18 protein-coding genes and 1 pseudogene are annotated in these 25884 nt (G+C 34.0%); 4 read left to right on the top strand and 15 right to left on the bottom strand.

The genetic code is table 11. The annotated features are described in order from the left end of the window. Nucleotides 1-210: 210 nt before the first annotated feature. The 10 genes from BUC29_RS03555 to BUC29_RS03510 all read right to left on the bottom strand — a co-directional run bounded on the left by BUC29_RS03555 (nt 211) and on the right by BUC29_RS03510 (nt 14788). Entirely contained in the window at nt 211-2391 is a 2181-nt protein-coding gene (locus BUC29_RS03555; RefSeq protein WP_073413390.1) for a glycoside hydrolase family 97 protein, read from the bottom strand. Nucleotides 2392-2440: 49 nt separating this feature from the next. Next, nucleotides 2441-3823, bottom strand: coding sequence for an alpha-amylase family glycosyl hydrolase (locus BUC29_RS03550; RefSeq protein WP_073413388.1), 1383 nt, complete (start codon nt 3821-3823; stop codon nt 2441-2443). Between the two features lie 105 nt (nt 3824-3928). Next, nucleotides 3929-5038, bottom strand: coding sequence for a SusE domain-containing protein (locus BUC29_RS03545; RefSeq protein WP_073413386.1), 1110 nt, complete (start codon nt 5036-5038; stop codon nt 3929-3931). Between the two features lie 13 nt (nt 5039-5051). Then, on the bottom strand, nt 5052-6560 hold the full coding sequence (locus BUC29_RS03540) for a RagB/SusD family nutrient uptake outer membrane protein (protein ID WP_073413384.1): 1509 nt from the start codon (nt 6558-6560) through the stop codon (nt 5052-5054). Nucleotides 6561-6568: 8 nt separating this feature from the next. Further along, on the bottom strand, nt 6569-9772 hold the full coding sequence (locus tag BUC29_RS03535) for a TonB-dependent receptor (protein WP_244160756.1): 3204 nt from the start codon (nt 9770-9772) through the stop codon (nt 6569-6571). 191 nt (nt 9773-9963) lie between these two features. Then, nucleotides 9964-11142 (bottom strand): FecR family protein, encoded by a 1179-nt coding sequence (locus tag BUC29_RS03530; protein WP_073413379.1) that lies wholly within the window; start codon nt 11140-11142, stop codon nt 9964-9966. 468 nt (nt 11143-11610) lie between these two features. Next, nucleotides 11611-12174: an RNA polymerase sigma factor gene (locus tag BUC29_RS03525; RefSeq protein WP_073413377.1), complete on the bottom strand. Its 564-nt coding sequence runs from the start codon at nt 12172-12174 to the stop codon at nt 11611-11613. Between the two features lie 397 nt (nt 12175-12571). Continuing rightward, on the bottom strand, nt 12572-13228 hold the full coding sequence (locus BUC29_RS03520; RefSeq protein WP_012023298.1) for a hypothetical protein: 657 nt from the start codon (nt 13226-13228) through the stop codon (nt 12572-12574). 118 nt (nt 13229-13346) lie between these two features. Beyond that, a complete protein-coding gene (locus BUC29_RS03515) occupies nt 13347-13718 on the bottom strand; it encodes a YraN family protein (protein ID WP_073413374.1) in 372 nt (123 codons plus the stop codon). Between the two features lie 170 nt (nt 13719-13888). Further along, nucleotides 13889-14788 carry a S66 peptidase family protein gene (locus BUC29_RS03510; RefSeq protein WP_073413372.1) on the bottom strand — a complete coding sequence of 300 codons (900 nt, stop codon included), beginning with the start codon at nt 14786-14788 and terminating at the stop codon, nt 13889-13891. 212 nt (nt 14789-15000) lie between these two features. On the opposite strand from BUC29_RS03510, the pseudogene BUC29_RS03505 reads away from it, so the two are divergent. From BUC29_RS03505 to BUC29_RS03495, 3 genes and pseudogenes are all read left to right on the top strand, one after another. Then, nucleotides 15001-16098, top strand: a pseudogene (locus BUC29_RS03505) (endonuclease/exonuclease/phosphatase family protein). Nucleotides 16099-16202: 104 nt separating this feature from the next. Continuing rightward, a complete protein-coding gene (locus BUC29_RS03500; protein WP_073413370.1) occupies nt 16203-16742 on the top strand; it encodes a 3-hydroxyanthranilate 3,4-dioxygenase in 540 nt (179 codons plus the stop codon). A gap of 132 nt (nt 16743-16874) precedes the next feature. Continuing rightward, entirely contained in the window at nt 16875-17186 is a 312-nt protein-coding gene (locus BUC29_RS03495; protein ID WP_073413368.1) for a hypothetical protein, read from the top strand. Here the strand turns inward: BUC29_RS03495 and BUC29_RS03490 are convergent. After that, nucleotides 17179-17466, bottom strand: a complete 288-nt coding sequence (locus tag BUC29_RS03490) for a type II toxin-antitoxin system RelE/ParE family toxin (RefSeq protein WP_073413366.1) — start codon at nt 17464-17466, stop codon at nt 17179-17181. The genes BUC29_RS03495 and BUC29_RS03490 overlap by 8 nt on opposite strands. Nucleotides 17467-17522: 56 nt before the next feature. After that, on the bottom strand, nt 17523-18482 hold the full coding sequence (locus BUC29_RS03485; RefSeq protein WP_073413364.1) for an MBL fold metallo-hydrolase: 960 nt from the start codon (nt 18480-18482) through the stop codon (nt 17523-17525). A 182-nt stretch (nt 18483-18664) separates the two neighbouring features. On the opposite strand from BUC29_RS03485, the gene amaB reads away from it, so the two are divergent. Continuing rightward, on the top strand, nt 18665-20218 hold the full coding sequence (gene amaB, locus BUC29_RS03480; RefSeq protein ID WP_073413606.1) for an L-piperidine-6-carboxylate dehydrogenase: 1554 nt from the start codon (nt 18665-18667) through the stop codon (nt 20216-20218). 56 nt (nt 20219-20274) lie between these two features. On the opposite strand, the gene BUC29_RS03475 is transcribed toward amaB, so the two are convergent. From BUC29_RS03475 to BUC29_RS03465, 3 genes are all read right to left on the bottom strand, one after another. Further along, nucleotides 20275-23100 (bottom strand): pectate lyase family protein, encoded by a 2826-nt coding sequence (locus tag BUC29_RS03475; protein ID WP_073413362.1) that lies wholly within the window; start codon nt 23098-23100, stop codon nt 20275-20277. A 443-nt stretch (nt 23101-23543) separates the two neighbouring features. Continuing rightward, a complete protein-coding gene (locus BUC29_RS03470; protein WP_073413360.1) occupies nt 23544-24317 on the bottom strand; it encodes a Bax inhibitor-1/YccA family protein in 774 nt (257 codons plus the stop codon). Between the two features lie 160 nt (nt 24318-24477). Further along, complete coding sequence (locus BUC29_RS03465) at nt 24478-25869, bottom strand: NADH-quinone oxidoreductase subunit N (RefSeq protein ID WP_073413359.1); 1392 nt, start codon at nt 25867-25869, stop codon at nt 24478-24480. Between the last annotated feature and the right edge of the window lie 15 nt (nt 25870-25884).

Below are 25884 nucleotides of genomic sequence, written 5' to 3'. Positions count from 1 at the left end.
TCTTAACTAAAATTCATTCTCACTCGCATTGTTTTTAAATTTGACAAACATTTTGTGGTTAATAGTTTTCAAGTGGTAAAATTTTAATTTTTCGCTCAGGAATGAGCATAGTTTTCCGCCACGAATTCACGAATTTTTAGAATTAGAATTCTGTTTCTTAATCTAAAAATTGTAAATAATTCGTGAATTCGCGGCAACAAAACTAGTAATCTATAACTTTTTCAATCCCTTTAATTCTTCAGCATTTGCTTCTTTGATGCTGATTGCAGTACCTCCGCCGGAAGCTAAATACTGCTTTAATTTGCTTTTTGAGTTTACAATAACTTTGGTAACAGTATACTTTTGTGGATTTTGATTCCAATTTGCTTCTTTTGCATCAGCATAAATAGTCGCGATGAAATTTTTTCCTGCAGGTAAATAATCAAATGAAATGTTTGCTGTTCTGGCATTTTCATCTGTAATTCCGCCAATAAACCATTCGTTTTTGCCTTTTGCTTTACGGGCAATTGTAATATAATCTCCAGGTTCAGCTTCCAGAACATAACTGTTGTCCCAGTCTACAGCCACATCTTTAATGAACTGAAATGCATCTGGAAAACGCTCATAATTCCCCGGAATATCAGCAGCCATTTGAAGCGGACTGTACATGGTAACATAATAAGCCAATTGTTTTACCAAAGTCGTATTTACTCGTTGTGAACTTCCTGTTCCGTAATACGAAAGATCAGTTTGGAAAATTCCCGGAGTATAATCCATTGGGCCTCCCATTAAACGGGTAAATGGTAAAATTGTAGTGTGATCCGGAGCTAATCCTCCCATAGATTCGAACTCAGTACCGCGCGCTGATTCCTGAGCAATCCAGTTTGGAAAAGTTCGGTTTAATCCCGTTGGACGAACTGCTTCGTGACTGTCAATCATAATTTTATAATCGGCAGCACGTTTGGCTACGTTAATGTAATGATTCACCATCCATTGTCCGTCGTGGTGTTCGCCACGTGGAATAATCTGTCCTACATAACCTGTTTTTACAGCGTCATAACCATTGTCGTTCATAAATTGAAAAGCACGATCTAAACGACGTTCGTAATTGGTTGCAGATCCTGAAGTTTCGTGATGCATAATAATTTTCACGCCTTTTGAAGCCGCATATTCATGAACTGCTTTTACATCAAAATCCGGATACGCAGTTACGTAATCAAAAACTTCTTCTTTCCAGTTGCCAATCCAGTCTTCCCAGCCAATATTCCAGCCTTCGATAAGGATGGCATCGAAACCGTTTTTAGCAGCAAAATCAATATATTCTTTGGCACGTTCTGTTGTGGCTCCGTGTTTTCCGTTTGGCGTAAGTTTTGTAAAATCATCTGTTAATTTTACATTGTTTTCTTTTCCAAAAGCCCATGTACTTCTTCCAGCAACAAAATATTCCCACCAAATTCCGATGTATTTTACAGGTTTAATCCACGACACATCTTTATAACTTGTTGGTTCATTAAGATTTAAAATTAGTTTTGAAGCTAAAATATCGGTAGCTTTATCGCTTACGATAATGGTTCTCCAAGGCGATTGTGCATCGGTCTGCATATAACCTTTTGCACCAACTGCATCTGGAGCCAAATGACTCATCATTTTGTTGTTTACAGCATCAACTTCAAGATACATGGCCGGATAATTGATTAATCCTGCTTCGTGAATGTTGATGTATAAACCATCATCAGATTTCATCATTGACGGCGTTTGTACTGATAATTCTTTTATTGGACACTGTGCATTGATTTCAATCGTAGCTTTTTTCATCAACGAAGGAATCTCTGAAATTTTTGATGTTGTATACGCATATTCATTGGTATCATAATCTCCCGGAATCCAGAAAATTTTATGATTTCCAGCCAAATTAAACTGCGAACGTTCTTCTTTTATTACGAAATAATTTAAATCATTTTGTTTTGGAAATTCATATCTAAATCCCAATCCGTCGTTGAATAAACGGAAACGAATACGAATAAATCTATTGTTGTTTTTTGCCTGAGCTAAAGTGACAACCAATTCGTTGTAATGATTGCGAATTGTTTTTTCTTCTCCTAAAATAGGATTCCAATTTTCATCAACAGAAGATTGTGCTGTGTTTGTAATGGTAAAACCATCCAAAAACGAAGGCATATTTTTTAGTTCTAAACCCAAAGAACTTGGTTTTATAACTGCTTTTTGTTTATATGATAATTGGTAAGACGGAATTCCGCCTTCTTTTAATTCAAATTTTAAAGAGAGATTTTTGTCCGGCGAAGTTATTTCTTGTGCCTGAAGCCAAATCGTGCTTACGAAGACAAAAAATAAAAGCGCAGTTTTTTTGCTCAAACGTATTTGAAGCAATGATTTTTGGGATTGAAAATTCATGTTATTTAGTTTTTTGCAAATCTAATTGTATTTAAAGATGCATTTAGAATTAATTTTTCAATACTACATATTGAAAAGGCTGTAATGTTATGTCTGTACCAAGAGTTACGGCTGCTCCGGTAAAAGCATCTTTCCAGTTTCCTTTTAATGTTGAAGGTACAAGTTGTTTAACTGTTGAACCTGTTAAGTTTGAAAGCACAAAAACTTTTTCAGAATCTTTTATCATAGTAAATGCGCTAACGGCATCGCTGCTGTAACCTGTAAAAGTTCCTGTTTTAATAGCATTGCTTGTGTTTCTAAAAGCAATGATTTTTTTGTATTCTGCCAGCATATCATTATCTGCAGTAGTCCAGTCGATTGGCGTTCTTGAGAAATAATTTAATCTTTGAGCGTATCCAATTTCCTGTCCATTATAAATCATTGGAACAGATTTTAAATAAGCAGCTACAACAAAAGTCGCGATTGATCCTTTTTTACCTCCAAATAATTCTAACGGAGTTCCTTCAGAAAGGTTTACGTCGTGATTGTTTGTGTATCTTACCACTCTGTTTTCAGGATTGTAATTGTTTGCATATTCTGTTGTATTCGAATCCTGAATTGTTGTTGCAGGTTTGTTGTCTTTAAAAAGCTGTTCTAAAGTACTGAAGAAATTAAATCCGAAAGTATAATCAAAACCAGCAGCAAAATGATTTACTTTAGAACCTTCAGCAAGCATCAATATGTTTTGATTTTTCTTGATTTTTCTCAATTTAGTAATGGCTTCAGTCCAAAAAGTCTGCGGTACAAAATCAGCATAATCACATCTGAAACCGTCGATATTGGCGTTGTAAACCCAATACGACATGGCGTCGATCATAGCGGCTTTCATTTCAGCATTATCAAAATTTAATTGTGCTACGTCATTGTAATTTGTCCCCGGTGGAATAATGATATTTCCATTTGCATCTTTTTGATACCAATTTGGATGTTCTGTAATCCAGTTATTATCCCAAGCCGTATGATTGGCAACCCAGTCTAAAACAACGGCCATGTTTTTTTTGTGCGCTTCTTCAACCAAAGTCTGAAGATCTTGTAAAGTTCCGAAATCAGGATTTACAGCTTTATAATCTTTTACAGCGTAAGGCGACCCTAGTTCTCCCGAAGCTTTTACTTTTCCAACAGGATAAACCGGCATTAAATACACCACATTTGCCCCAAGTTCCTGAATTTGTGTTAATCTGTCCTGAACTCCTTTTAAAGTTCCGGCCTGACTAAAAGCACGAATATTTACCTGATAAATTATGGCATCTTGCTTCTTCGGCATTTTTTCAAAAGGAGCTCCATATTGTGTATACGGAGAGTCTGGATTTTTTGCATCGTCATCAGAAGAACTGCAGGAAATAAAAGCTACAGCCAGCAGGAATATATAAACGATTTTTATATTAAATTTCATATTTCTTTGAATTTGTTTGTAATAATCCAGAGTTTAAGATAGCCCGCCTTTCGCTCAAAAAAGGCAGGTATCACTCAAACTAATCTAGCTTATTACAATGTTAGATTATTTTTTAACGATCGATGTAACAGCGGTTGCAGGATAACCTGTTGTTGCCGGATCTGTTTCGATAATTTTAAAAGTTACTTCATAAGTTCCCGCTTCGCCAATAGTGTAAGCTCCTCCATTATCAAGGTTTACAATATTTGTTGAAGGATCTGCCGGGCCGTAATTGATTGTCCATGCATCATTCAATCTGAATTTTAAAGCACCAGGCAATAAATTAGCTGTTATTTTCCATGTTTGAGAAACATGATCGTATGACATTGGAACAGAATGATTCCATCCATAATTAGGATCTCCGGCTGTTTGATCTGCTGTTGCAGATGCTGGTCCGACAATTCCCCAGGCATACGGCGTCTGGCTCCATTTTAGAGTATTTAGATTTACTTTTATTTGATATGAACCTGCACCCGGAAGTACAAAATCTGTATCGCTCATGTTTTGTAAATCATTATTTGTAGCTCCTGCACCGTAGAATTGTGCCCAGTTTCTGGCTGTATTTAATTTAAATCCAGGACCTGCTCCAACAGGAACAGTCATGTATCCTTGGTAAACACCTTTTTGAATTGCTGTTAAAGGAGCAGCGGTTTCAATAGCCCATCCCTGATAACTTCCCGGCATATAAATTTCGCCAAAAACAACACTTTTTTCGTATGGTGTAATAGTTAAAGTAATAGGGTTTGAATAGATTTTACGATCCATTGCAGCTTCTACACGAACTACTAATTTCCCAGCTACATTTGGCTCAAGCCCTAAATCGACAGCAATTTTATTTAAATCTCTGCCAATTAAAGTTTTGCTTAAAACATCTGAACCTACTTCAATTCGTTTTGCTTTTTGCCATGCATTGCTTCCGCCAGTATCTCCAACTAAATCAAACTGAATAGCATACGTTACCGGAGCTTCAATAGGAAAAGAAACAGAAGGCCATGAAACCAGTAAAACCTGATCGTCTGCAGTATCTTCTGTCAGAACTAAAGTGCTTGATGAAACTGAAATTTCAGAAGGAAAACTAACCGATTTTAATGTCGTTAATTCGGCATTGCTGTCGCAGGAAGAACCCAGAAAAAGCACGCTGCCTAATAAGATTAATTTATTGATATATTTTTTCATGATAGTTTTGTTTTTAGTAACCCGGGTTTTGTTTTAATCCTAGATTAGCATTTAATGCTGAAGTTGGAATTGGGAACAATTTTCTGTAAGCAGGCGACGCAGGTCTGAATTCGTTTGCTAATAAAAATTTATCAAAACGAATCATATCTTGTCTTCTGTGACCTTCCCAGTTTAATTCGAATCCTCTTTCATTGTAAATATCATCAAGAGTAGGATTGTGGTCTAATGCCTCTAATCCTGCACGTTGTCTGATTTGATCAATAAAAGGTTTTGCAGCGCCCGGATTTCCTAAACGTGCATTGCATTCTGCCATCATTAAAATTACATCAGCATATCTGAAAATTGGAAAATCGTTAGAAGCTCCACCCCCTGTTCTTGGCACTGCAGGATAAAATTTCACGTTACGAACTCCTGCCTGTGGATCGGCACCCGGATTATCAAGAGAAGCTACGTCAAGCGTATAATTGAATCCGCCTGGCTGTTCTCCAAATAAAAACTGTTTTCTACGAATATCATTCGCATCATATTTTAAGAAAAATTCTTTCGGAACAATTGTACCGTTCCATCCGCTGTAACCAAATAAAGCTTGTGCGTGCGGCCCGTATAAGCTACGAACGGCGTACACGTTACGAGAAACAACATCTAAGGTTACATAAATTGACAGGATTGTTTCATCTTCCGGAAGTACATCTCCAAATAATTCATAATATTTACTTCCAAGAGGATTTGCCGCATCGGCTGCTCCAGAGTGCAATGTAAATCCGCCCTCGGCAACTTTGTTACAAGCAGCTAAAGCTTCTGTCCATTTTGGAGTTCCTGTGTAAACTCCTGCGTTTAAATATACTTTTGCAAGCAATGTATAACCAGCCCATTTATTGAATCTTCCGTAGTAATTTCCGCCTCTTGTTCCAGAAAGCTGATCTACATTTTCAGTTAATTCTTTTACAATAAAATCAAAAACTTCTTTACGGCTTGACTGTGGAATTTTATCAACTGTAATATTATTGTCTGTAAAAAATGGAACGTCTCCATAATCATCAATCAATAAATAATAAAAGAAAGCTCTTAATACTTTTGCTTCGGCAATTTTTGAAGCTTCGGCATTTGATTTTTCTAATAAACTAACAGCTAAATTAGCATTGAAAACGGCTTTGTATAACCAGTTCCATGTATTGTTGATAATGAAATCTGTAGGCAGCCATTCGTGTTTGTGTAAACGTGCAAAATCCTGCTGCCAGTCGCCTGTATTTCTATGCGGAATTACCTGCTCGTCTGATGACATACAGTTCATGTCGTACCACCCGTTATCTGCTCCGGCGTAACCAACACCTGATGCATTTTCTCTTACGAATTCACCCGGAATTTGTGCATATACGTTTGCAAGAGCAATATCAGCACCTTCAGGAGTTCCGTAAAATTCATCTGCAGGATATTTATCGTATACATTTTCGCTTACATCCGTACAGCTGAAAAGTGCAAGAAAACAAACGCTTCCTGCTATTACTATATTTTTAATTTTCATCTTTTTTACTATTTAAATTTTACAGTCAAACCAAACGCCACACTTCTGGTACGAGGATAAATTCCTTTATCGCCTCCAAAACTGTCTCCACTTCCGCTTACATTTAATTCAGGATCAATTCCTGTATAATCTGTAATCAGGAATAAGTTGTTTCCTGTAAGTGAAAGTCTGATTGTATCAATATATTTATCTGTAAAACGGAAACTGTATCCGGCAGTAAGATTTTCTAAACGAATGAATGAGCCATCTTCTAACCATAAATCAGAACCGTAAGGAGAAGTATAAATTCCCTGATCTACTGCGCTTGCCAAAATATTCGATTTACCAATGTTTTCCATTCTGCTTAAATTAGAACGTAAACTATTGTAAACTTTATTTCCGCCAGAACCTCTTATTAACATCGATGCATCGAAGTTTTTGTATCTGTAAGATGGGTTAAATGCGAAAGTATAAGTTGGTAAAGCTGAGCCTGCGTAATAACGATCCGGACTTCTTGTTCCCTGATCAATTATTCCGTTTCCGTCACGATCTAAAACCGTTTCAACATTGTTTTGATTTTTTCCTGTATGCTCTAGTATGTAAAAAGCTCCAATTGGTTTTCCTTTCACTAAATAAGAGTTTTCAGCTCCCCAGCCTACATAATCTGTATTTAAAGGAACTCCGTTTATGCTTCCGCTTAAATTAAGCACTTCGTTTTTCATGAAAGAAGCGTTTGCTGCCAAAGTAAGCGTGCTGTTTTGTGTTTTAATTACGTCATAAGCCAAAGCAATCTCAAGACCTTTGTTTGAAATACTTCCCACGTTTGCCATAATACGATCGTGTGGAAATGGCGGCTGAGGTACTACATAATTAAATAAAAGATTTTCTGTTTTAGAAGTATAAACATCTACAGTTCCTCTTAATCTATTATCTAAAAGGGCAAAATCAAGACCTAAGTTGGTTTGTTTTTTAGTTTCCCATTTCAAATCGGCATTGGCATTTTGGCTAACACTGTAATTTGGAATCTGCTGACCTCCAAAATAAGTGGTTCCTGAACTTCCAACCAAAGCGATTGACTGCTGTGGATTAAGTCCCTGCTGATTTCCGGTAACTCCATATCCTGCACGGATTTTTAATTCATCAAACAAAGTTTGGTTTTGCATAAAAGGTTCTTTGTTAATCTGCCACGCAACTGATGCTGAAGGGAAATTTCCCCATTTATTATTAGCACCAAAAACCGTAGAACCATCACGACGAATACTTGCAGTAAGCAAATAACGATCTAATAAAGAGTAGTTTGCTCTTGCTAAAAATGAAACTAAACTTCTGTCGTTTTTGTATGAAGTAATATCGCCCGGTCTAACATTTGACATATCTCCTAACTGAAGTGCATTGTAAGTTGTTTTATCATTCATAAAACCTCTTGCCTGTGCATAATTTCCCTGATACGTTTGGTTTTGCCATTCGTATAAACCTAATACATTGATGTTGTGTATACCGAATGTTCTTTTGTAATTAAGACTAAAGTTGGTTAACTTTTCATTTTGTCTTTGGTTATTGATATTAGCAAAACCTTTTTGATCAATAGCAAAAGCAACTGTAGATTCTATCGGTTGAAAATAGCCATACGTCACATTTGTTTTTCTCCAGCTCCCGAACCAGCTTGCACTTAAACCTTTTGCTAAATCCAAATCAGCTTTTAAACTTCCGAATAAATTATCATTTTGAGATTCATTTGTGGTTGTTTGTGCAGCTGCATAAGGATTTAAGTATTGAAATACATTCGGATCTGTAAAATAAGTTCCGTCCGTATTATAAACCGGATCTGTTGGTCGAAGCAAATACGCATTTGTAATTAAATTTGATGTATAAGCTGCTGTTCCAATACTTTGAATACTGCTTGTTGTATTATTAACGCCCGTATTTAAATTAAAAGTCAATTTTAATTTATCATCAAATGCCATTTGTGTAGCCTGAATACGACCAATATATTTTTGGTTGCTTGAATTAATTACAACTCCGTCCTGCAAAATAGCTGTCAAAGAAGCTCTGTAATTGAATTTATCAGTTCCTCCTCCAAAAGATAAAGTATGTGTCTGCGTAATTCCGGTTTGAGTCATAAGACCATACCAATCTGTATTAGATCCATGGTTTGCCGATGCCGGAACACCCACACTCTGAGCCGCTGTCCACCATTCGTCAGCACTTAACATGTTTAATTTCTTCGGAATAAAATCTAAAGAGGTTGAACCCGTATAATCCATCGTAGTTTTTCCGGCTTTATTCTTCTTTGTCGAAACAATGATTACCCCAGGCGCACCACGAGAACCGTAAATTGCAGTTGCAGAAGCATCTTTTAAAATATCGATACTTTCAATTTCGCTTGGCGGAACCTGATTCAATAAATCCATATTTCCCTGAATTCCATCTACAACAACTAGTGGATCGCTTCCTCCAATTAAAGAAGAAATTCCACGAATACGAACACTTGGTCCAGAACCCGGCTCACTGCCAATTTGGTTGATATTTACACCGGCTGCTTTACCAGAAATCAATTGTAAAGGATTTACAATTGCTCCCTGGTTCATGTCTTTTGCATTAATAGAAGATACTGCTCCCGTTACATCTTTTTTGATTGTTGTACCGTAACCAACCACTACAATTTCCTGCAAGTCAGTAGCATCTGGAAAAAGCTGAATGTTAATTACATTCTGATTTGCTGTAACTTTTTTCTCTTTATAGCCCACAAAAGAAACAATAATTACAGACTGGCTGCTTTCAACAGTAATTTTATATTTTCCGTCAAAATCCGTTACCATTCCGTTTTTTGTTCCTTCTTCAATAACTGAAGCTCCAGGCAAAGGCATTCCGTTTTCATCGGTAATTACACCCGAAACGGTTTGTTTTTGAAATTCAATTACCTGCGTTCTTAGCTCTGGTTTCTTAAGGATAATCTGCGTATCTCTGATTTTAAATTCAGTTGGAGTTCCTTTAAAAATTTTATCCAGAACCACATATATCGATTGATCTTTTACAGAAATAGAAACTGTGCGATCTAAGTCGATATCGTTCAGTTTATAAATAAATCTGAAATCTGTTTTTTGCTCAATGGTCTCAATAACCTTTTCGATTGTTGAATTGTTTAATTCAAGGGTAACTTTTGTCTTTTGGGCATAAGTATTCCCTCTAATATTAAACATGGCGACCAAAAGAAGTAGAGTTGTTAGTTTCAATTTTAGGTCATTTTGGAACACTCGGTATAAAAACCCAGTATTCTTTGATTTTTTTTTCATAATTTTGTTAATTGATTGTAGTTAATTCGTTATATTCAATCACTTAGTTAATCGGAAATTGTTCGCAGCTCTTTCCGATTTTTTTATTCCTGTAATTTTATTTCTTCATATTTTTTCATTGGTTTAAGTGGTTATTTAATTAGTATTTGATCGTTTTTTATGGTGTAATTAATACCGTGAATGTCGTTGAAATAACTCATCACTTTATCAATAGATTCATCTTTGAAACTAGCATTGAATTTCTCGTTGGCCAGTTTTTCATTTTTGTTTACAATCGTAACATTATAGCGTCTTTCGAGTTTTGTAATAATGTTTTTGAAAGTCATATTTCTAAAAGTCAGTCCGCCGTCTATCCATGAAGTATAAATATCTGTGATAACCGCTTTCGTCGAAATTTTAGCATTTTCTTTATTAAAACTTCCTTTAAATCCCGGTTTCAGAATCGTATTTTTTAAGGCATCAAATTCTTCGTTTGACTGATACATTCCAACAGAACCTTCAACTAAAACAACATCTGTAGCAGCATCTTCAGGATAATTAGAAACATTGAAATGTGTTCCTAAAACGCGGACATTCAATTCGTCAGCATTTACGATAAACGGATGTTTTTTATCTTTTGCAACATCAAAAAAAGCTTCTCCATCCAGAAAAACCTGTCTGTTTTCTCCGGCAATAAATTTTACAGGATATTTTAAAGTTGTTCCGGCGTTTAAGTGCACCATAGTTCCGTCAGATAACTGAAGACGGAATTTTTTTCCGTATGGAATTTTAATCGTGTTGTAAACTAGTTTCTCAGGATCTAAACTGCTTTCATAAGCAATTTTATCTCCGCTTTGATTTCCAACAATATTTCCTTTAGAATCTTTTATTTGTGCTGAATTGTGTTCAGATAAAATCTGCGTTTCGCCATTTTCTAATTGAAGCACGATGTCAGAACTTTTAAAATCGAATTTTTGTTCCACAACTTTGTTTGAAACATGCTGTTTGTAGAAGAATCCAATTCCCAATAAAACAACAACCGAAGCAGCAATCGAAATATATTTTCTGAAATTTGATCTTCTCTCAGGCAGTTCAATTATAGTTTCTTCTTCTTTAGAAGCCGATAAAATATTCATGAAAATATCATCGGCAGTTTGTTTATCCATTTTTGGCATTTCGCCAAGAAGATTTTGAATGTCTTCTACCGTTGGAAAATCATCCGTAAGTTGATTTTTTTTATAATAAGCAACTACTTCGTTTACTTCTTCGGGCGTGCATTGGTTTAAAACAAACTTTTGTAAAAGACTTTTTATTTCAGAATTTGAATTCATTACGAATTGTTTTTAGGTCGGGTTCTGAATATAATACAGCCGAAAACGATTTCAGTACTACTCAAACGTTATAAATTTTTCAATTTTAACATTTAAAAAAATAGAACTTATTGTAGCATTGATTTATAGGTGATTTTGAAAAGAATTTTTTTGTAAAAATTAAAAGAAATGCGTTTTTTGCCCACAGATTTTACGGATGAAACGGGTTTCCGCAGGGTTTTTTTATTAAAATATAGCCCGTGGTTTCAACCACGGTAAACGTATTGTGATTATGCATTGCTTATATGCTGCGTCCCCGCGGTTGAAACCGCGGGCTATATTTGAAATTTAGAATATTGAGTTGAATAAAAAAAATAAAAACCTGCGGAAACCCGTTTCATCTGTAAAATCAGTAGGCATCTATCACTTTAAGGCAAAAAAAAATCACTTCGAAAAGAAGTGATTTAATTGGTTAAAAATTGGTTTTGGTTAGATAATCTCGTCGTGAACCTGAAAAAAGACCCGCATTGATTCTAATGCTTTACTCATCTGATTCCTGACAGTATTTATAGAAATGCCGAGTTCCTGACTAATTTCTTCGTAACTCATGCCTTTCTTTCGTGACATTTTAAAAATTTGTTTCCGTTTTGGCGGTAACTGTTTCATTGCCTGTTTTTGCAGTTTTTTGCAGTCTTCTTCGCGAATGGAATAATCTCCGTATTCATGCGATTTTTGACTTTCGTAAAAAACGGCTTCTTTCAAAACCAAATCATTGGCGGCTTTATTCAAAGTATTAAAAGCCTGATTTCTTGCAATGGTAAATATATAAGCTTTAAAAGATTGCTCTGTGTTGAGGTTTTCGCGGTGCTGCCAGACTTTCATAAAAACATCCTGAACATTTTCTTCGGCGGCTTCTTTCGATTTTAAAAGACTTATGCTGTAGCCGTAAATATCCTGATAATACAAATCAAAAAGGGAACGAAATGCTTTTTCGCTGCCATTTTTTAATTCGCTTACCAATAATTTGTCGCTATAGTCTTTGGCTTCCAACATTAAATTAATTAGTTTGTATTTAAATCTAATTATATTACGATACTATCAAAAATCGATACTCTAATGTGTTGAGTGGTTAGCAAATATATAAAAATATTATTCGCAGCAAATAATCCTAAAATAAACTTAATTCGCTTTTTTGTGATTTATTTTGAGTACAATCTCAGTAAACACGGCAGTAAAAACCTTTTTATCAAGTTGATAACTTTTTGGCTAAAAAATTAAAAATTAACTATAATGAAGTTTGTTTTTTGAGAATATTCTTATTTGAGGATTATGTGAGTGAAAATTGTAAATATGAATTTGTAAAAAAAATCCTTTTATCTTTTTTTAGAAAGACAAAAGGATTAATTGAAAATTGAATTTATTTTAAGATGTAAAATTAAACTTTTTGGGATTAGTTTTTCAAGTCTTTAATTACTTTAAAAGCAACATCAACCTGATCTTCTCCAACAAGAATTGTAAATTCGTTTGAAGTCGAAATTACCTCATTTATAATAATACCTTCCCAGGCTAAACGCTGGAAAATGAAGTAATAAATACCAGGAACAACGATGTTTTCTTTTGGCAATTTAACAGTAATCGAAGCCAGATTGTCTAATTTCTGAATTAGTTTTTCTCTCATAAAGTGTTTTTCAACTAAATGATTTACACTGCTGCTTACTACAATATTGGTTTCGTTTACACCACGAGATGAAGTGTAAAAAATGTCAGATAAAGCATTGATATCTGAAATTAAATCAGCTTGTTTGTTTAGAACAGTTTCAGAAGCTGCAAAAGTATAATCTGTCAATTCAGATCTTACTGTAATTTCACCAATATTCTTAATTACTTTATTGATTTTGTGGTTTAATTTAAAATCTAATTCTTCGGTTAATCGTTTCAACGACATTACAACGGCACCTTGTTTTACTTCTTTACCAAACTCATTTTCAAGCTCGGTCATAATGTTCCGAGAAAGAGAAGTCAGGTTGATAATCCCGAGAGATAAAGCATTTAAAAGAAAGGGTTTTGTTTTGATGTAATTTTCGACGATGGAAGAAACGGTTTTCATAATTTTTTTCTTTTTTTTTGTAACGTAATTGGGTTGGTTTAGTTAATTTGATGTTATAAATCTTTGCAAAGATAAATAAAAAAACAATTTGTTACAATTATAACAAGAAAAAATTATGTTAAAAATGATAAAATGCGTCTGTAAGATGTTCAATTGCAAATGATTCCCCATTTTTATGGACTCCAACGATATCAAAACGAATATTTAAATCTTCATTAAAATCCTTTTCCCTATAGTTTATGTAGGCATTTACTGCTTTTATTAGAAGTTGGATTTTTTTTGGTTTCACAAAATCCTGCGGAGAACCAAATTCTAAACTCGATCTTGTCTTCACCTCGACGATTGCCAAAACATCATTTTTTTGAGCAATAATATCTATTTCTGCTTTTTGAAAAACCCAGTTTCGCTCTAAAATTTCGTAACCATTTTTTTGTAGATGTTCTACAGCAAGTTCTTCCCCTTTTTTGCCAAGTTCGTTATGTTCTGCCATGTTTTTTTGTTTCAGATTTAAAGTTTTTCAAGTTTCAGGTTTTTTTAATCTTGATAAAGTTTTTTGCACGCAAAGACGCGAAGTCGCAAAGTAAAATTTAAACTTTGCCACTTCGCGTCTTTGCGAGATTTTTTATGCGTGGTATTTTTTTCCTGGCTTAAGAAATAATATTATTTCTGAAAAGTAACCGTACTTCCGGATGCATTTACATCAATAGAAATAGTACTTCCCATAATTAAAGCGCGATTATCCTGAATATGTCCGGCAGGGAAATTAAATATTACTGGAATATTATATTTTTTAGTAACATCATCAATAATTTCCAGAGCATTTTTCCCCCACGGAACTTCGTTGTCTTTCATTTTCGTCATTCCGCCGATGATAATTCCTTTAAGGTTTTCGATACAGCCGTTTCGTCTTAAATTCATCATCATACGATCAATATGATAAAGATATTCATCTAAATCTTCGATAAATAAAATCTTATCCTTGCAGTCAATTGCCGATGGAGAACCTAATAAACTATATAAAATAGAAAGATTTCCTCCAACTAATTCACCAGTTGCTTTACCAAAACGATTCATGCTGCTTGGTTCAATAGAATAGGAAAGAGGTTCGCCAAACAAACTTGATTTCATAGAACTAATCGCTGCCGGAGTTGCACGCGGAATTGTAACCGGCATAACCCCATGAATCGATTTATAACCCATTGTATTTAAATGATTGTGTAAAACCGTTACGTCGCTAAAACCGATAATCCATTTTGGATGTTGTTTGAATTTTGTAAAATCCAACAGATCCAGCATTCTCACAGTTCCATAACCGCCGCGAACGCACCAAATCGCTTTTATATTTGGGTTATCTAATTGTTTTTGAAAATCGGCAGCACGCTGTTCGTCAGTTCCGGCCAATTGATGATAATCTAATCCAATTGTACTGCCAATTACAGCTTCTAAACCCCAGCTTTTAAGCAAATCTATTGTAGGTTTTAAGTTGTCGTCGATATTTTTTCTGGCCGTTGCCAAAAGAGCTACAGTATCTCCTTTTTGTAAATAAGGTGGTGTTATCATGTTTTGTTGGGATTGACAGTTGAATGATTGTAAAGCAAAAATAAGAAATGCCAGTTTAGCACGATTAAAATATTTTGTGATAGTAAGGAAGCTTTTCATAATATCTTTTGCTTATTTGAATGTTGAGATTAACAAATATAAATTATTTACTCAAGTAAATTATTGAAAATTCTTACAATTTATTTAAATTGAGCCCTTAAATTTTTAAAGTTATGCAAATTATTAAATTTCACTTTTGTTTACTCGCCTTTTTTATAATTTCTGTCTCAAACGCACAATCAAAAAAATATATAATCCATACCGCAGCATTTTACAATTTTGAAAACCTTTTTGATATCAATAATGATCCAAACACAAATGATGACGAATGGACTCCAACAGGCGCTCAGCATTGGACAAAAGAAAAATACCAACAAAAACTAAAAAATCTTTCCAGAGTAATTTCTGAAATTGGAACTCCTGAAAATTCTAATGCGCCAACTTTATTAGGCTGTTCTGAAATAGAAAATCGAGGAGTTTTGGAAGATTTGATAAAACAAGAAAAAATAGCTGGTTACGATTACGGAATCATTCATTTTGATTCTCCAGACCAACGTGGAATTGATGTTGCGCTTTTGTATCAAAAGAAATATTTCAGACCTACTTCTTATTCAAATATTCCGTTATTGATTTACAAAAACAAAGCAATTCTTGAGGAAAATAACAATGAAGATTTAGGCGATGTTGAAATTAAAATTGATACTAAAAACCGAGTTTTTACAAGAGATCAGCTTTTGGTTACCGGTTTTTTAGAAGATGAAGAAATACATATTATAGTGAATCACTGGCCTTCAAGATCTGGCGGAGAAAAAGCCAGTAGTCCTTTTCGGGAAGCAGCAGGAAGATTGAACAGAAAAATTATAGATTCTTTACAGCAAATAAATCCAAATGCGAAAATACTAACCATGGGAGATTTAAATGACGGGCCTTTTAATAAAAGCTTAAAAATTGCATTGGGAACAAAAGCAAAAAAAGCGGACGTTCCTGAATTTGGCGTTTATAATCCTTTTGAAGAAATGGCTGAAAAAGGAATGGGAACCTTAGCCTTTAGAGATTCCTGGGATATTTTTGATCAAATCATAATGACGAAACCTTTTATTGAACCTGATTTTTCAAATTTTAAATTTTGGAAAGCAGGTATTTTCAACAGGCCTTATTTAATTCAGACTTCTGGAAAGTATTAAGGTTATCCGTTGCGAAATACTTTAACAGAAGCAGGTTTTAGCGATCATTTTCCGGTTTATATTTATTTGATAAAAGAAAAATTGTAGAGACGCACCGCAGTATGTCTCGCTTGTATAATCAAAACCTATTAGACGCACTGCGGTGCATCTCTACAAATTCATTATCTTAGCTACTCACAAATTTTGAAAAAATGGCTATAGCAAAACCATTCAATCTTACTAAATGGATTGAAGATAACCGACACTTACTAAAACCACCAGTTGGAAATAAAAATCTATATGTAGACTCAGGCGATTATATCGTAATGATTGTTGCCGGACCAAACGCCCGAAAGGATTATCATTATAACGAAACCGAAGAACTTTTTTATCAATTAGAAGGAAGTATAAAAGTTGTAATTCAGGAAGATGGCGAGCGTAAAGAAATGGAATTAAATGCTGGCGATATGTATCTGCATCCTGCCAAAATTCCGCATTCACCAGTTCGTTCTGAAGGTTCAATCGGATTAGTAATTGAACGTAAACGTGCCGGAAAAGGATTTACAGATGGTTTGCTTTGGCATTGCGATAATTGCAATCATAAACTTTATGAAGTATATTTTGAGTTACATAATATTGAAAAAGATTTTCTATCACACTTTGAACATTTCTACAATTCGGAAGAATTAAGAACCTGCAATAGTTGTGGCACTGTTATGGAAACGGATCCTAGATTTACGGTTAAGAAGTAATTTTTTTAATCTCAATTTAAAACCCGACAAGTTTTTAAAACCTGTCGGGTTTATTATTATGTTAAAGAGTGTTTTTTTTGTATCATTTTTGTAATATATTTGTGTCAAATATATTACAAAAAACAGATAAAAATGATACAAGAAATTATTGCATATAAGAATATATTAGAAAATATTGAGGGTTTAATTGATAAATCAACTTATAAGAGAAATTATATTATTGAAAAAGTTGGTATTTCGAGTCCAACGTTTTACAGAAAATTGAAAACACATTCATTTACTCCTGATGAAATGCTTTCAATTGCAAAAATTCTTTCTCCTGAAGAAAATTATATTTTAGAATTGAAGGCGGATATTGAGCAAGGAAAGTTAGATATAAAAAATGGAGACTTTATAACGCATGAAGAAATGTTGGCTAAACTGAAGAGAAGAAATCTTATATAAATATATCTATTGGTTTTTGCCGATTGTTATAAAAAGCAATCAATTCGATATAATCTTGTGTAGCTTCATAATATAATGTAACATTTCTCGAAATGACAATACTTCGACATTTCAATTTTGGATTATATTTTCCAAGCGAAGGATTATTTTCCAGCAAACTTATTATGTGTAAAATATCCTTGATGAATTTTTGAGCTATGAGCGGTGACCAAAAATGTTTAAGATAATTCTCAATAGTATCAAAGTTGTACTCTGCTTTTTTAGACCAAATAATCTTCATTATAAATTCGAAATATCTACAAATTTATAAAAATAAACTTACATAAAGCTAAGTTTTTACAACTCAAATCTTTTCCCTTGTTCAGGATAAATAATCTTAAATCCTAAATCATTTTGACTTTTCAACTGCTGTTTAATTTTAGCAATATTTTTAGCTGGCGGTTTCAAATGTGTAATAATAATTTTGAAATTATTTAGGGAACCTTTACCGGCTAAATCCTCTAAAATATGAAGTTCTTTTATTAAATAATTTGGAGTTAAATGACCAAATAAGAATTTATCCGGCTGCTCATTTGGAAAAGAGACTTCGATAAAAATGCCTTTAAGTTGTTTACTTTGAACTAAAGGAGCAACAGCTGTCCATAGAGTTTTTAGTTTATCGCTTTTTTCAACAGAATCAGGTCCGGTATCTCCTAAATAAAGCACATAATTATCGTCATTTTTGATTAAAAATGCAGTACTTTCAAAAGGATTAACATGACTTAAAGGAAAAGCTTTAACCGTCATTGTTGTATTCGAAAGCGGCGTTTCTTCATTTACATTTAAAGTTTGAAAATGATATTTTTTCAATGGAAATCCTACGCCTTTATCTCCAAAATTTGCCCAGGTTTGATCATTAAAATAATGGTTTTCCATCATTTCCATACATTTTTCTGTTGCATAAACAGTTTTAGAAGAATCTGCCGGAGAATTTATAATTAGTCCCGAAACGTGATCTAAATGTGCGTGCGAAATCAAATATCCTTTTATATATTTTTTTAAAACCTCGCTTGTCGATACTTTAAAAGTTTTGTTTTCAATAGCTTTTTCTATTCCTGTATTTATAGTTCCTGCATCCAAGCAAATAAAATCTTTTGTGTTTACTGGCGCCAATAAATAAGCCGAAAGATTTTTTTCGTCAATTCCGCCTTTTATTCCCAAAGGAACAACCTGAAAAGAAGTTTTTTGTTCTTTTTGAGAAAATGCATTAAAAGAGATCAGAAGAAAACAAAGTAAAAGGAGGCGGAAAAAGTTCATATTTTAAAATTTTGAGAATACAAATTTCACCATTTTTACTGAATAATTAGCCATCAGTTTGCGTTAATACTTATAAAATAACGCTAAATTTACTTTGTTTTTAATAATTGAATTCATTTGAAATTAATTCTAAAATAATATCTTTACGAAAAAATATAACAATTTTAACTAAAAAAGTTACAATGACAACAATAGCATCACAATTTGGCATGAATGAAGCTCTGGAAAAACTGGGAATTAAACTAATTAACGAAGGAACTTCAACGGGAGTAGAGAACTTTTCATCAGGGGAAATTTTAGATAGTTTTTCTCCTGTAGACGGAAAACTAATTGCATCTGTAAAAACTTCAACACTTGAAGATTATGAAAAAGTTATGCGTTCTGCAACAGAAGCTTTTAAAACTTTTAGGTTGATTCCTGCCCCGCAGCGTGGTGAAATTGTGCGTCAGTTTGGAGAAAAATTACGTCAAAATAAAGAAGCTCTTGGGAAATTGGTTTCCTATGAAATGGGAAAATCATTGCAGGAAGGTTATGGAGAAGTTCAGGAAATGATCGACATCTGCGATTTTGCTGTTGGATTGTCGCGCCAGTTACACGGATTAACGATGCATTCTGAAAGACCAGGACACAGAATGTATGAACAATATCATTCATTGGGAGTTGTTGGAATCATTTCGGCATTTAATTTCCCGGTTGCGGTTTGGTCTTGGAATACGGCTTTGGCATGGATTTCGGGAGATGTCTGCGTATGGAAACCTTCTGAAAAAACACCTCTTTGCGGAATTGCCTGTCAAAATATAATTGCTCAGGTTATTAAAGAAAACAACCTTCCGGAAGGAATTTCTTGCTTAATAAACGGAGATTATAAAATAGGAGAATTGTTAACAAAAGATACTCGTATTCCGTTAATATCTGCAACAGGCTCTACCAGAATGGGTAAAATTGTAGCACAAACTGTTGCCGGAAGATTAGGAAAATCGTTATTAGAATTAGGAGGAAACAATGCCATTATTGTGACTCCGGATGCTGATATAAAAATGACTGTAATTGGAGCAGTTTTCGGAGCTGTTGGAACGGCCGGACAACGTTGTACTTCGACCCGAAGATTGATTATTCACGAAAGTATTTATGATAAAGTAAAAGAGGCGCTTGTCGCTGCTTACAAACAATTACGAATTGGAAATCCACTTGACGAAAAAAATCACGTTGGGCCGCTTATTGATACGCATGCTGTTGAACAATATGCTGTGGCTTTAAACAAAGTTGTAGCCGAAGGTGGAAAAATTTTGGTTGAAGGCGGAGTTCTTTCTGGAGAAGGTTATGAAAGTGGCTGCTACGTAAAACCAGCAATTGCCGAAGCTGAAAATTCATTTGCTATTGTACAGCACGAAACTTTTGCTCCCGTTTTATATTTGATTAAATATTCTGGGGATGTAGATAATGCTATCGAAATTCAAAATGGAGTTGCACAGGGATTATCTTCTGCAATTATGACAAACAATTTGAGAGAAGCTGAAAGATTTTTATCTGTTACAGGTTCTGATTGTGGAATCGCAAACGTAAATATTGGAACTTCAGGAGCTGAAATCGGCGGTGCTTTTGGTGGTGAAAAAGAAACCGGCGGCGGACGTGAATCTGGTTCTGATGCCTGGAAAATTTATATGAGACGTCAAACCAATACGATTAATTATACTACAAATCTTCCTTTGGCACAAGGAATTAAATTTGATTTATAAAAAGACAAAAGGCTTCCGGTTTTGGAAGCCTTTCTTTTTTTAAATATTTTTAATGATTATTTTTTTATAATAATTTGGTTGTATGAACCATCTGTAGTAAAAATTTTAGCCAAATAAGTTCCAGTCGATAGTTGATTTATATCAATCGCTTCGTTTCCTTTTTCAGCAGTTTTTACCAGAACTCCAGAAATATTATAGATTAAAATTTTCTCTAATTTTAAATTTGGATCAGATATATACAATGTGTTTGATACCGGATTTGGATATATAAGAACTTTTGAATCCTTATCTGCAATAGCTTCTTCTTTAGTCATTTTAAGAGTTCCGGTATTATAAACAATACTCATATAGAATAAATTAGCAGTATCTTTTTTGGTAATTGTATGACTACCTGCTGCCAATGATATCGTTACGATTCCGCCAGAAGCTATTTTATCTACATTATCTACTTTTATGGTTGCCGCAGATTCAACAAAAACCAGCGTTAACGTACTTGTTTGTGTTGTTGTAAAAGTAATACTTGTAGAAGATTCAATTTTTAAACACTGAGTAAGAGTTAAACCGTTGTAAGTTACCGTTCCTTTTGTGGTTGAAAGATTTCCCGTTATAGTATAAAAACTGCTTGTTTTTCCAGATGTAGTGAAATTGTGAATTTCGCTTCCTGAACTTCCGGAATTTACAGTTATCGTTCCTGATGCAGTTGCAGCAGTTCCTGTTCCTGTTGTTGTTACAGAATAAGAAACAGTTGCAGTTGGAGTGCCAGAAATAGTAATCGTTTTTGCAGAAGTATTTTTTACAAAAGATAATCCGGATGCTGGTAATCCAGTAACTGTTGCATCTGTTGCAGTTCCGCCCCAGGTAAAAATAATAGTGTTTATAGCAGTTCCGCTCGTTACCGCTTGACTATTGTTATTCGTAGATGTTAAAGTTTGAGTTCCTGCCGCATTAACTGTTATCGTTCCAGATCCTGTAGCTGGTGTTCCAGCGCTTCCTGTAGTAGCAATAGAATAAGTTACTGTTGCAGTAGGAGTTCCGTTAATAGTAATTGTTTTAGTCGATGTGTTTTTTACAAAAGCCAATCCAGAAGCTGGTAAACCAGTTACGGTCGCATCAGTTGCATCTCCTCCCCACGTAAATACAATTGAAGCAATTGCAGTTCCGCTTGTAACTGTTTGATTATTATTTCCAGTCGACGTTAAAGTTTGAGAACCTGCTGAATTTGCTTCACCCTGAACCGAAACCAGATTTCCTGTATAATTAGTAAGTGCAGATTTTAGTGCTGTAATTACAAGTGAAGAAGTATCGTCTGTACTATTGTTAAATGTCCATCTTAGATCACCGCCGGAAACACGACCGGAATATTGAGTTACTTTTGTTTTGGCTGTGGCTGGCTGATCAATAACTAAGTTTTTTACATATAATGCGGCATCGGTATCAAAATTGTTGTATGAATTTGCGCCAGATTTAGATTTAATGGTACTGCTTACAATTTCTCCTCTTGTGGTGGCAACATAAGCATCAAAATCGGTTAATGAACTTATTTTTCCTGAGATATTATACAAAGGATTTGGGTCATTATAAGCTACAAAACGCATGTTATTAGTTCCATTCGATGCATCAAAAATATTATTATAGGCTTTGATTGTTCCACCAGCTTCACCAGAAAAAGTTCCCATAGTTCCCGCATTATTTACTTGATTAGCCTCATCCCAAATATCAGTTCCCTGAAGTGAAGTAAGCATTGGATGTTTGCTGTTACGGAAATAATTTCCTTCTATAAATAAAGATGAACCTTCTGTAGATCCTGCGCCATATTTAGAATTTCCATCATAATAATTGTTGTAAATATGAGCAGAATAGTAGCGAACACGTGGATGACGTGAATCAGAATGGTCAAACCAATTGTGATGATAAGTTATATACAAACCAGTTGTAGTTCCCTCGCTTAAACCTAAAAGACTGGCTTTTCCATTATCCCAAAAGTGATTATAAGACAATGTTATATATGTCGAAGATTTATTATCCAATGCCCCGTCACCTTTTATTTGGTCGGCATCACTTCCTGCATTTCCATAAAACAAATCGCAGTTATGAACCCAAATATGATCATTATTTTGCTGCATTCCCACATTATCTCCTGCTGTGCTATCACAGTTCATAAAACCAAGATTGTTCACTTCAATATTGGATGCTGATTTTAGACGTACACCCCAGCCATTCGCGACAGCGTCATTTCCAATTCCTTCAATAGTAAGATAACTGGATGCGTTATTTGCATTCTCTATAACAACATCACCACCTTCCATAACGGTCATATCGGTTATGTTTCCGATAATCCTAATGATAAACGGACGTGTATCTTTTCCTTTTTTAATTGCGTACAAGATATTCTGTAAACCAATACACGGATTTGAACTCGCACCCGTAATATTCATAGAAATTGTGTTTTTTGTGTTTTGAGTAATGTAAAGAATCACCGCATTGTCCTTTGGGGTTCCATCAGCTTTATATCCGCCGGGCACTCTGCCGCCTTCAAATGCAAACCCGTTTCTGTCTTGTGCAGCAACTATTATTGAACCTGTAGTGGTTCCTGCTCCTTCCACACCAGAAATTACGGGTTTAATTTTTACAATGTATGATCCCGCTTTTAAACCTGGAATGTCAGCACGAAAGTATGAACCATAACTTCTAATAAGTTGATCATCAATTTTTTTGTCTACAATTCCTTCTCCGGTATAATACACATTATAAGTTTGAGCATTAATCACAGGCTGCCATTTTACAAATGCAGATTCCAGCCATCCGCTTGCTTCGTTAATCTGCTGCGACCATGTCTGAAAAGCGATTAAAAACATAGTCAGAAAAAGTAAGTTTTTTTTCATAATTGTTCAAGTTAGATATAATAATGTTTTTTGTGGTTTTGTATGTTCATCGTTTACATTAAAATTGTAATCGATTACACGAATTTATACAAAATTTATATATTCTTATTTATTTTATCTAAAAAACATATATATGAAAAAATAATACACTATATTTTGATTAAAATGTAATTTATTGCACAAATTGTAATTTATTACATGTTAAAATATTTCATCTGAAGTAGTTGATTTTATTGACATTTTGAAGAAAGTAATAGTAGGTATATTCTAATTTTTTTATTTTTATAACTTTAGGATCTATTTTTGTTAAATATTTATTTTTGTAAAAAAAAAACATTTTTACACCTCTGTTTTTTCAGGTTAAGGATTATTATGAAAAATATAAATCATAAAAAAAGCCTTTTTGAATTTCAAAAAGGCTTTGTATTAAAAAAATTAAAAAATTAATCTTTACTAGAAAGTTTTGCCAATAATCGTAAAAATTCAATATACAGCCACACCAATGTAATCATTAATCCCATTGCGCCGTACCATTCCATGAATTTTGGCATTCTTTGCTGAACTCCCTGCTCAATTTGATCAAAATCTAAAAACAGGTTTAAAGCAGCAATAACAATTACAAAAACACTTATTCCGATACTCATCATTCCATTTCCATAATGAACAGGTGTGAAGTTAAAAACTAAAGAAGCCAGCCAGGAAATTAAATAGTATGTTGCAATTGCAAGAGTAGAAGCAATCACGATTGATTTAAATTGTTCTGTAACTTTTACAAATTTAAATTTATATAAACCTAAACATACTAAAAATGTTACCAAAGTTGCTCCTACAGCATTCATAACAATTCCAGGAAACCTAGCTTCGAATATTGCAGAAATACCACCAATAAATAGTCCTTCAAATAAGGCATAACCCGGAGCCAGATATGGTGAAGCTTGTGGTCTGAATGCCGAGATAAGGACTAAAACAAATCCAATGACTGCACCACCAATAGCAGGAAGTATAATATTCATTCCGTTAAATGCCATCCACCATGTTACCATAGCTGCACCGCATAGAATTAAAAATAAAATAGCTGTTTTATTAATCGTACCAGACAAAGTCATTTCCTGATTGTAATCAATAATCTTTGCTTCGTGTACTTCTTCAGCTCTAGAAACAGCATTTGACGAAAAACGCTTGTTACTTAAAAAAGGATTTTTTGAATTAAAGGCCATAATTTTAATGCTTTTAGTGAATTCAAATATATGGAGTTTTTTCGAAGTCTACAGGGTTAAACCATAATTTTTAACATGAATTTTTCTTTTGAAAGTGTTATAAAATAAAAAATCCATCAAAATAACTCTTGATGGATTTGTATATTTTTTAGTTTGAATTTTAGTTCAATAAATCTAAAACTAATGAAGGGAATAAACCTAAAGCGATATTTAAACCAATAGAAATTACAGCTACCGCATAAATAAGAAAAGGTTTTCCTGTACGCTCTTCGTTTGGTTCTTTTGAATACATTGCCAAAATTAATTTGAAATAGTATCCAACACTTATAATAGAGTTAATTACGGCTACGATTACGATTGCTACATAACCAGCGTGAAGTGCCTGATCAAACAAGAATAATTTTGCAAAAAATCCTGAGAAAATCGGAATACCGGCCATAGACAATAATGAACCCGTTAAGATTGCTGCCAAAAGCGGATTTGTTTTTCCTAAACCATGAAAGTTTGTGATATCTTCATTATCCTGATTTTTACAAACATACAGAATAACGCTGAAAGCAGCGATTCCGGCTAAAGCATAAGCAGCAGTGTAATATAAAAGAATGCCCGCAGAAGTTGCAATTGTTAAAAATGTCATTAACATGAAACCTGCGTGAGAGATTCCAGAGAATGCCAGCATACGTTTTACATTTACCTGACGCAGCGCCATGATATTACCAACCGTCATAGAAGCAATTGAAATGGTAAGTACAACGTTTATAAATGTGTTTGAAAGATCCTGATTTTCTAATGACGGAATTAAATTTAATCCTTCTGCTAATTTATATAATGTAGCAATGGCAACAACCTTTGCCAAAGTACTCATTAAAGCAGTTGTTAAAGCAGGAGAACCTTCATAAACATCCGGAGCCCAAAAGTGGAATGGAACTGCAGCAATTTTAAATAACATTCCAATAGTCATTAAAATCATTCCGATAGGAAACCAGATTGGTAACTCAGCAGATAAAGAGCTTTCGTGAATTTCAGCAATATCAAAAGTTCCCATAGCTCCGTAAATCAAACAAATTCCAAATAATATGATTCCAGATGCGAAAGATCCCATTAAGAAATATTTCATACCTGCCTCGTTGCTTTTAATATTTAAACGATCGCTAGCTGCAAGAACATATAACGCGATAGATAAAATTTCGATTCCAAGGAAAAACATTGCTAAGTTTCCAAAAGAAACCATAGCAACAGCACCAGCTAATAAAAACACTTTTATTGCAACATAATCAGAAATTTTTGTCTGGTGATTTTCGTAAAAATTATGGCTTAACGCTACAAGGAAAATGGTTAAAATAATAAATAATGATGAGAATGCAGAAGAGAATTTATTTACCGCAACCATATTATTGTAATAACTTGCTGTAGTTCCAAATTCGTAAAAATTAAGTGCTAAAACTCCCAATAAACCCAAAATGGTAAACGGAACAATGCCCTTTCTAAAATTTAGAATTTCAAACAATAGGCAGAAAATACCCAATCCTGTTATAGCTATTAATGTATTCATTTTTGTTTTTTTGAT

This window comes from Flavobacterium defluvii, from assembly GCF_900129555.1.
In the GTDB taxonomy this organism is placed as follows: domain Bacteria; phylum Bacteroidota; class Bacteroidia; order Flavobacteriales; family Flavobacteriaceae; genus Flavobacterium; species Flavobacterium defluvii.
This window is presented reverse-complemented; position numbering and strand designations above follow the sequence as displayed.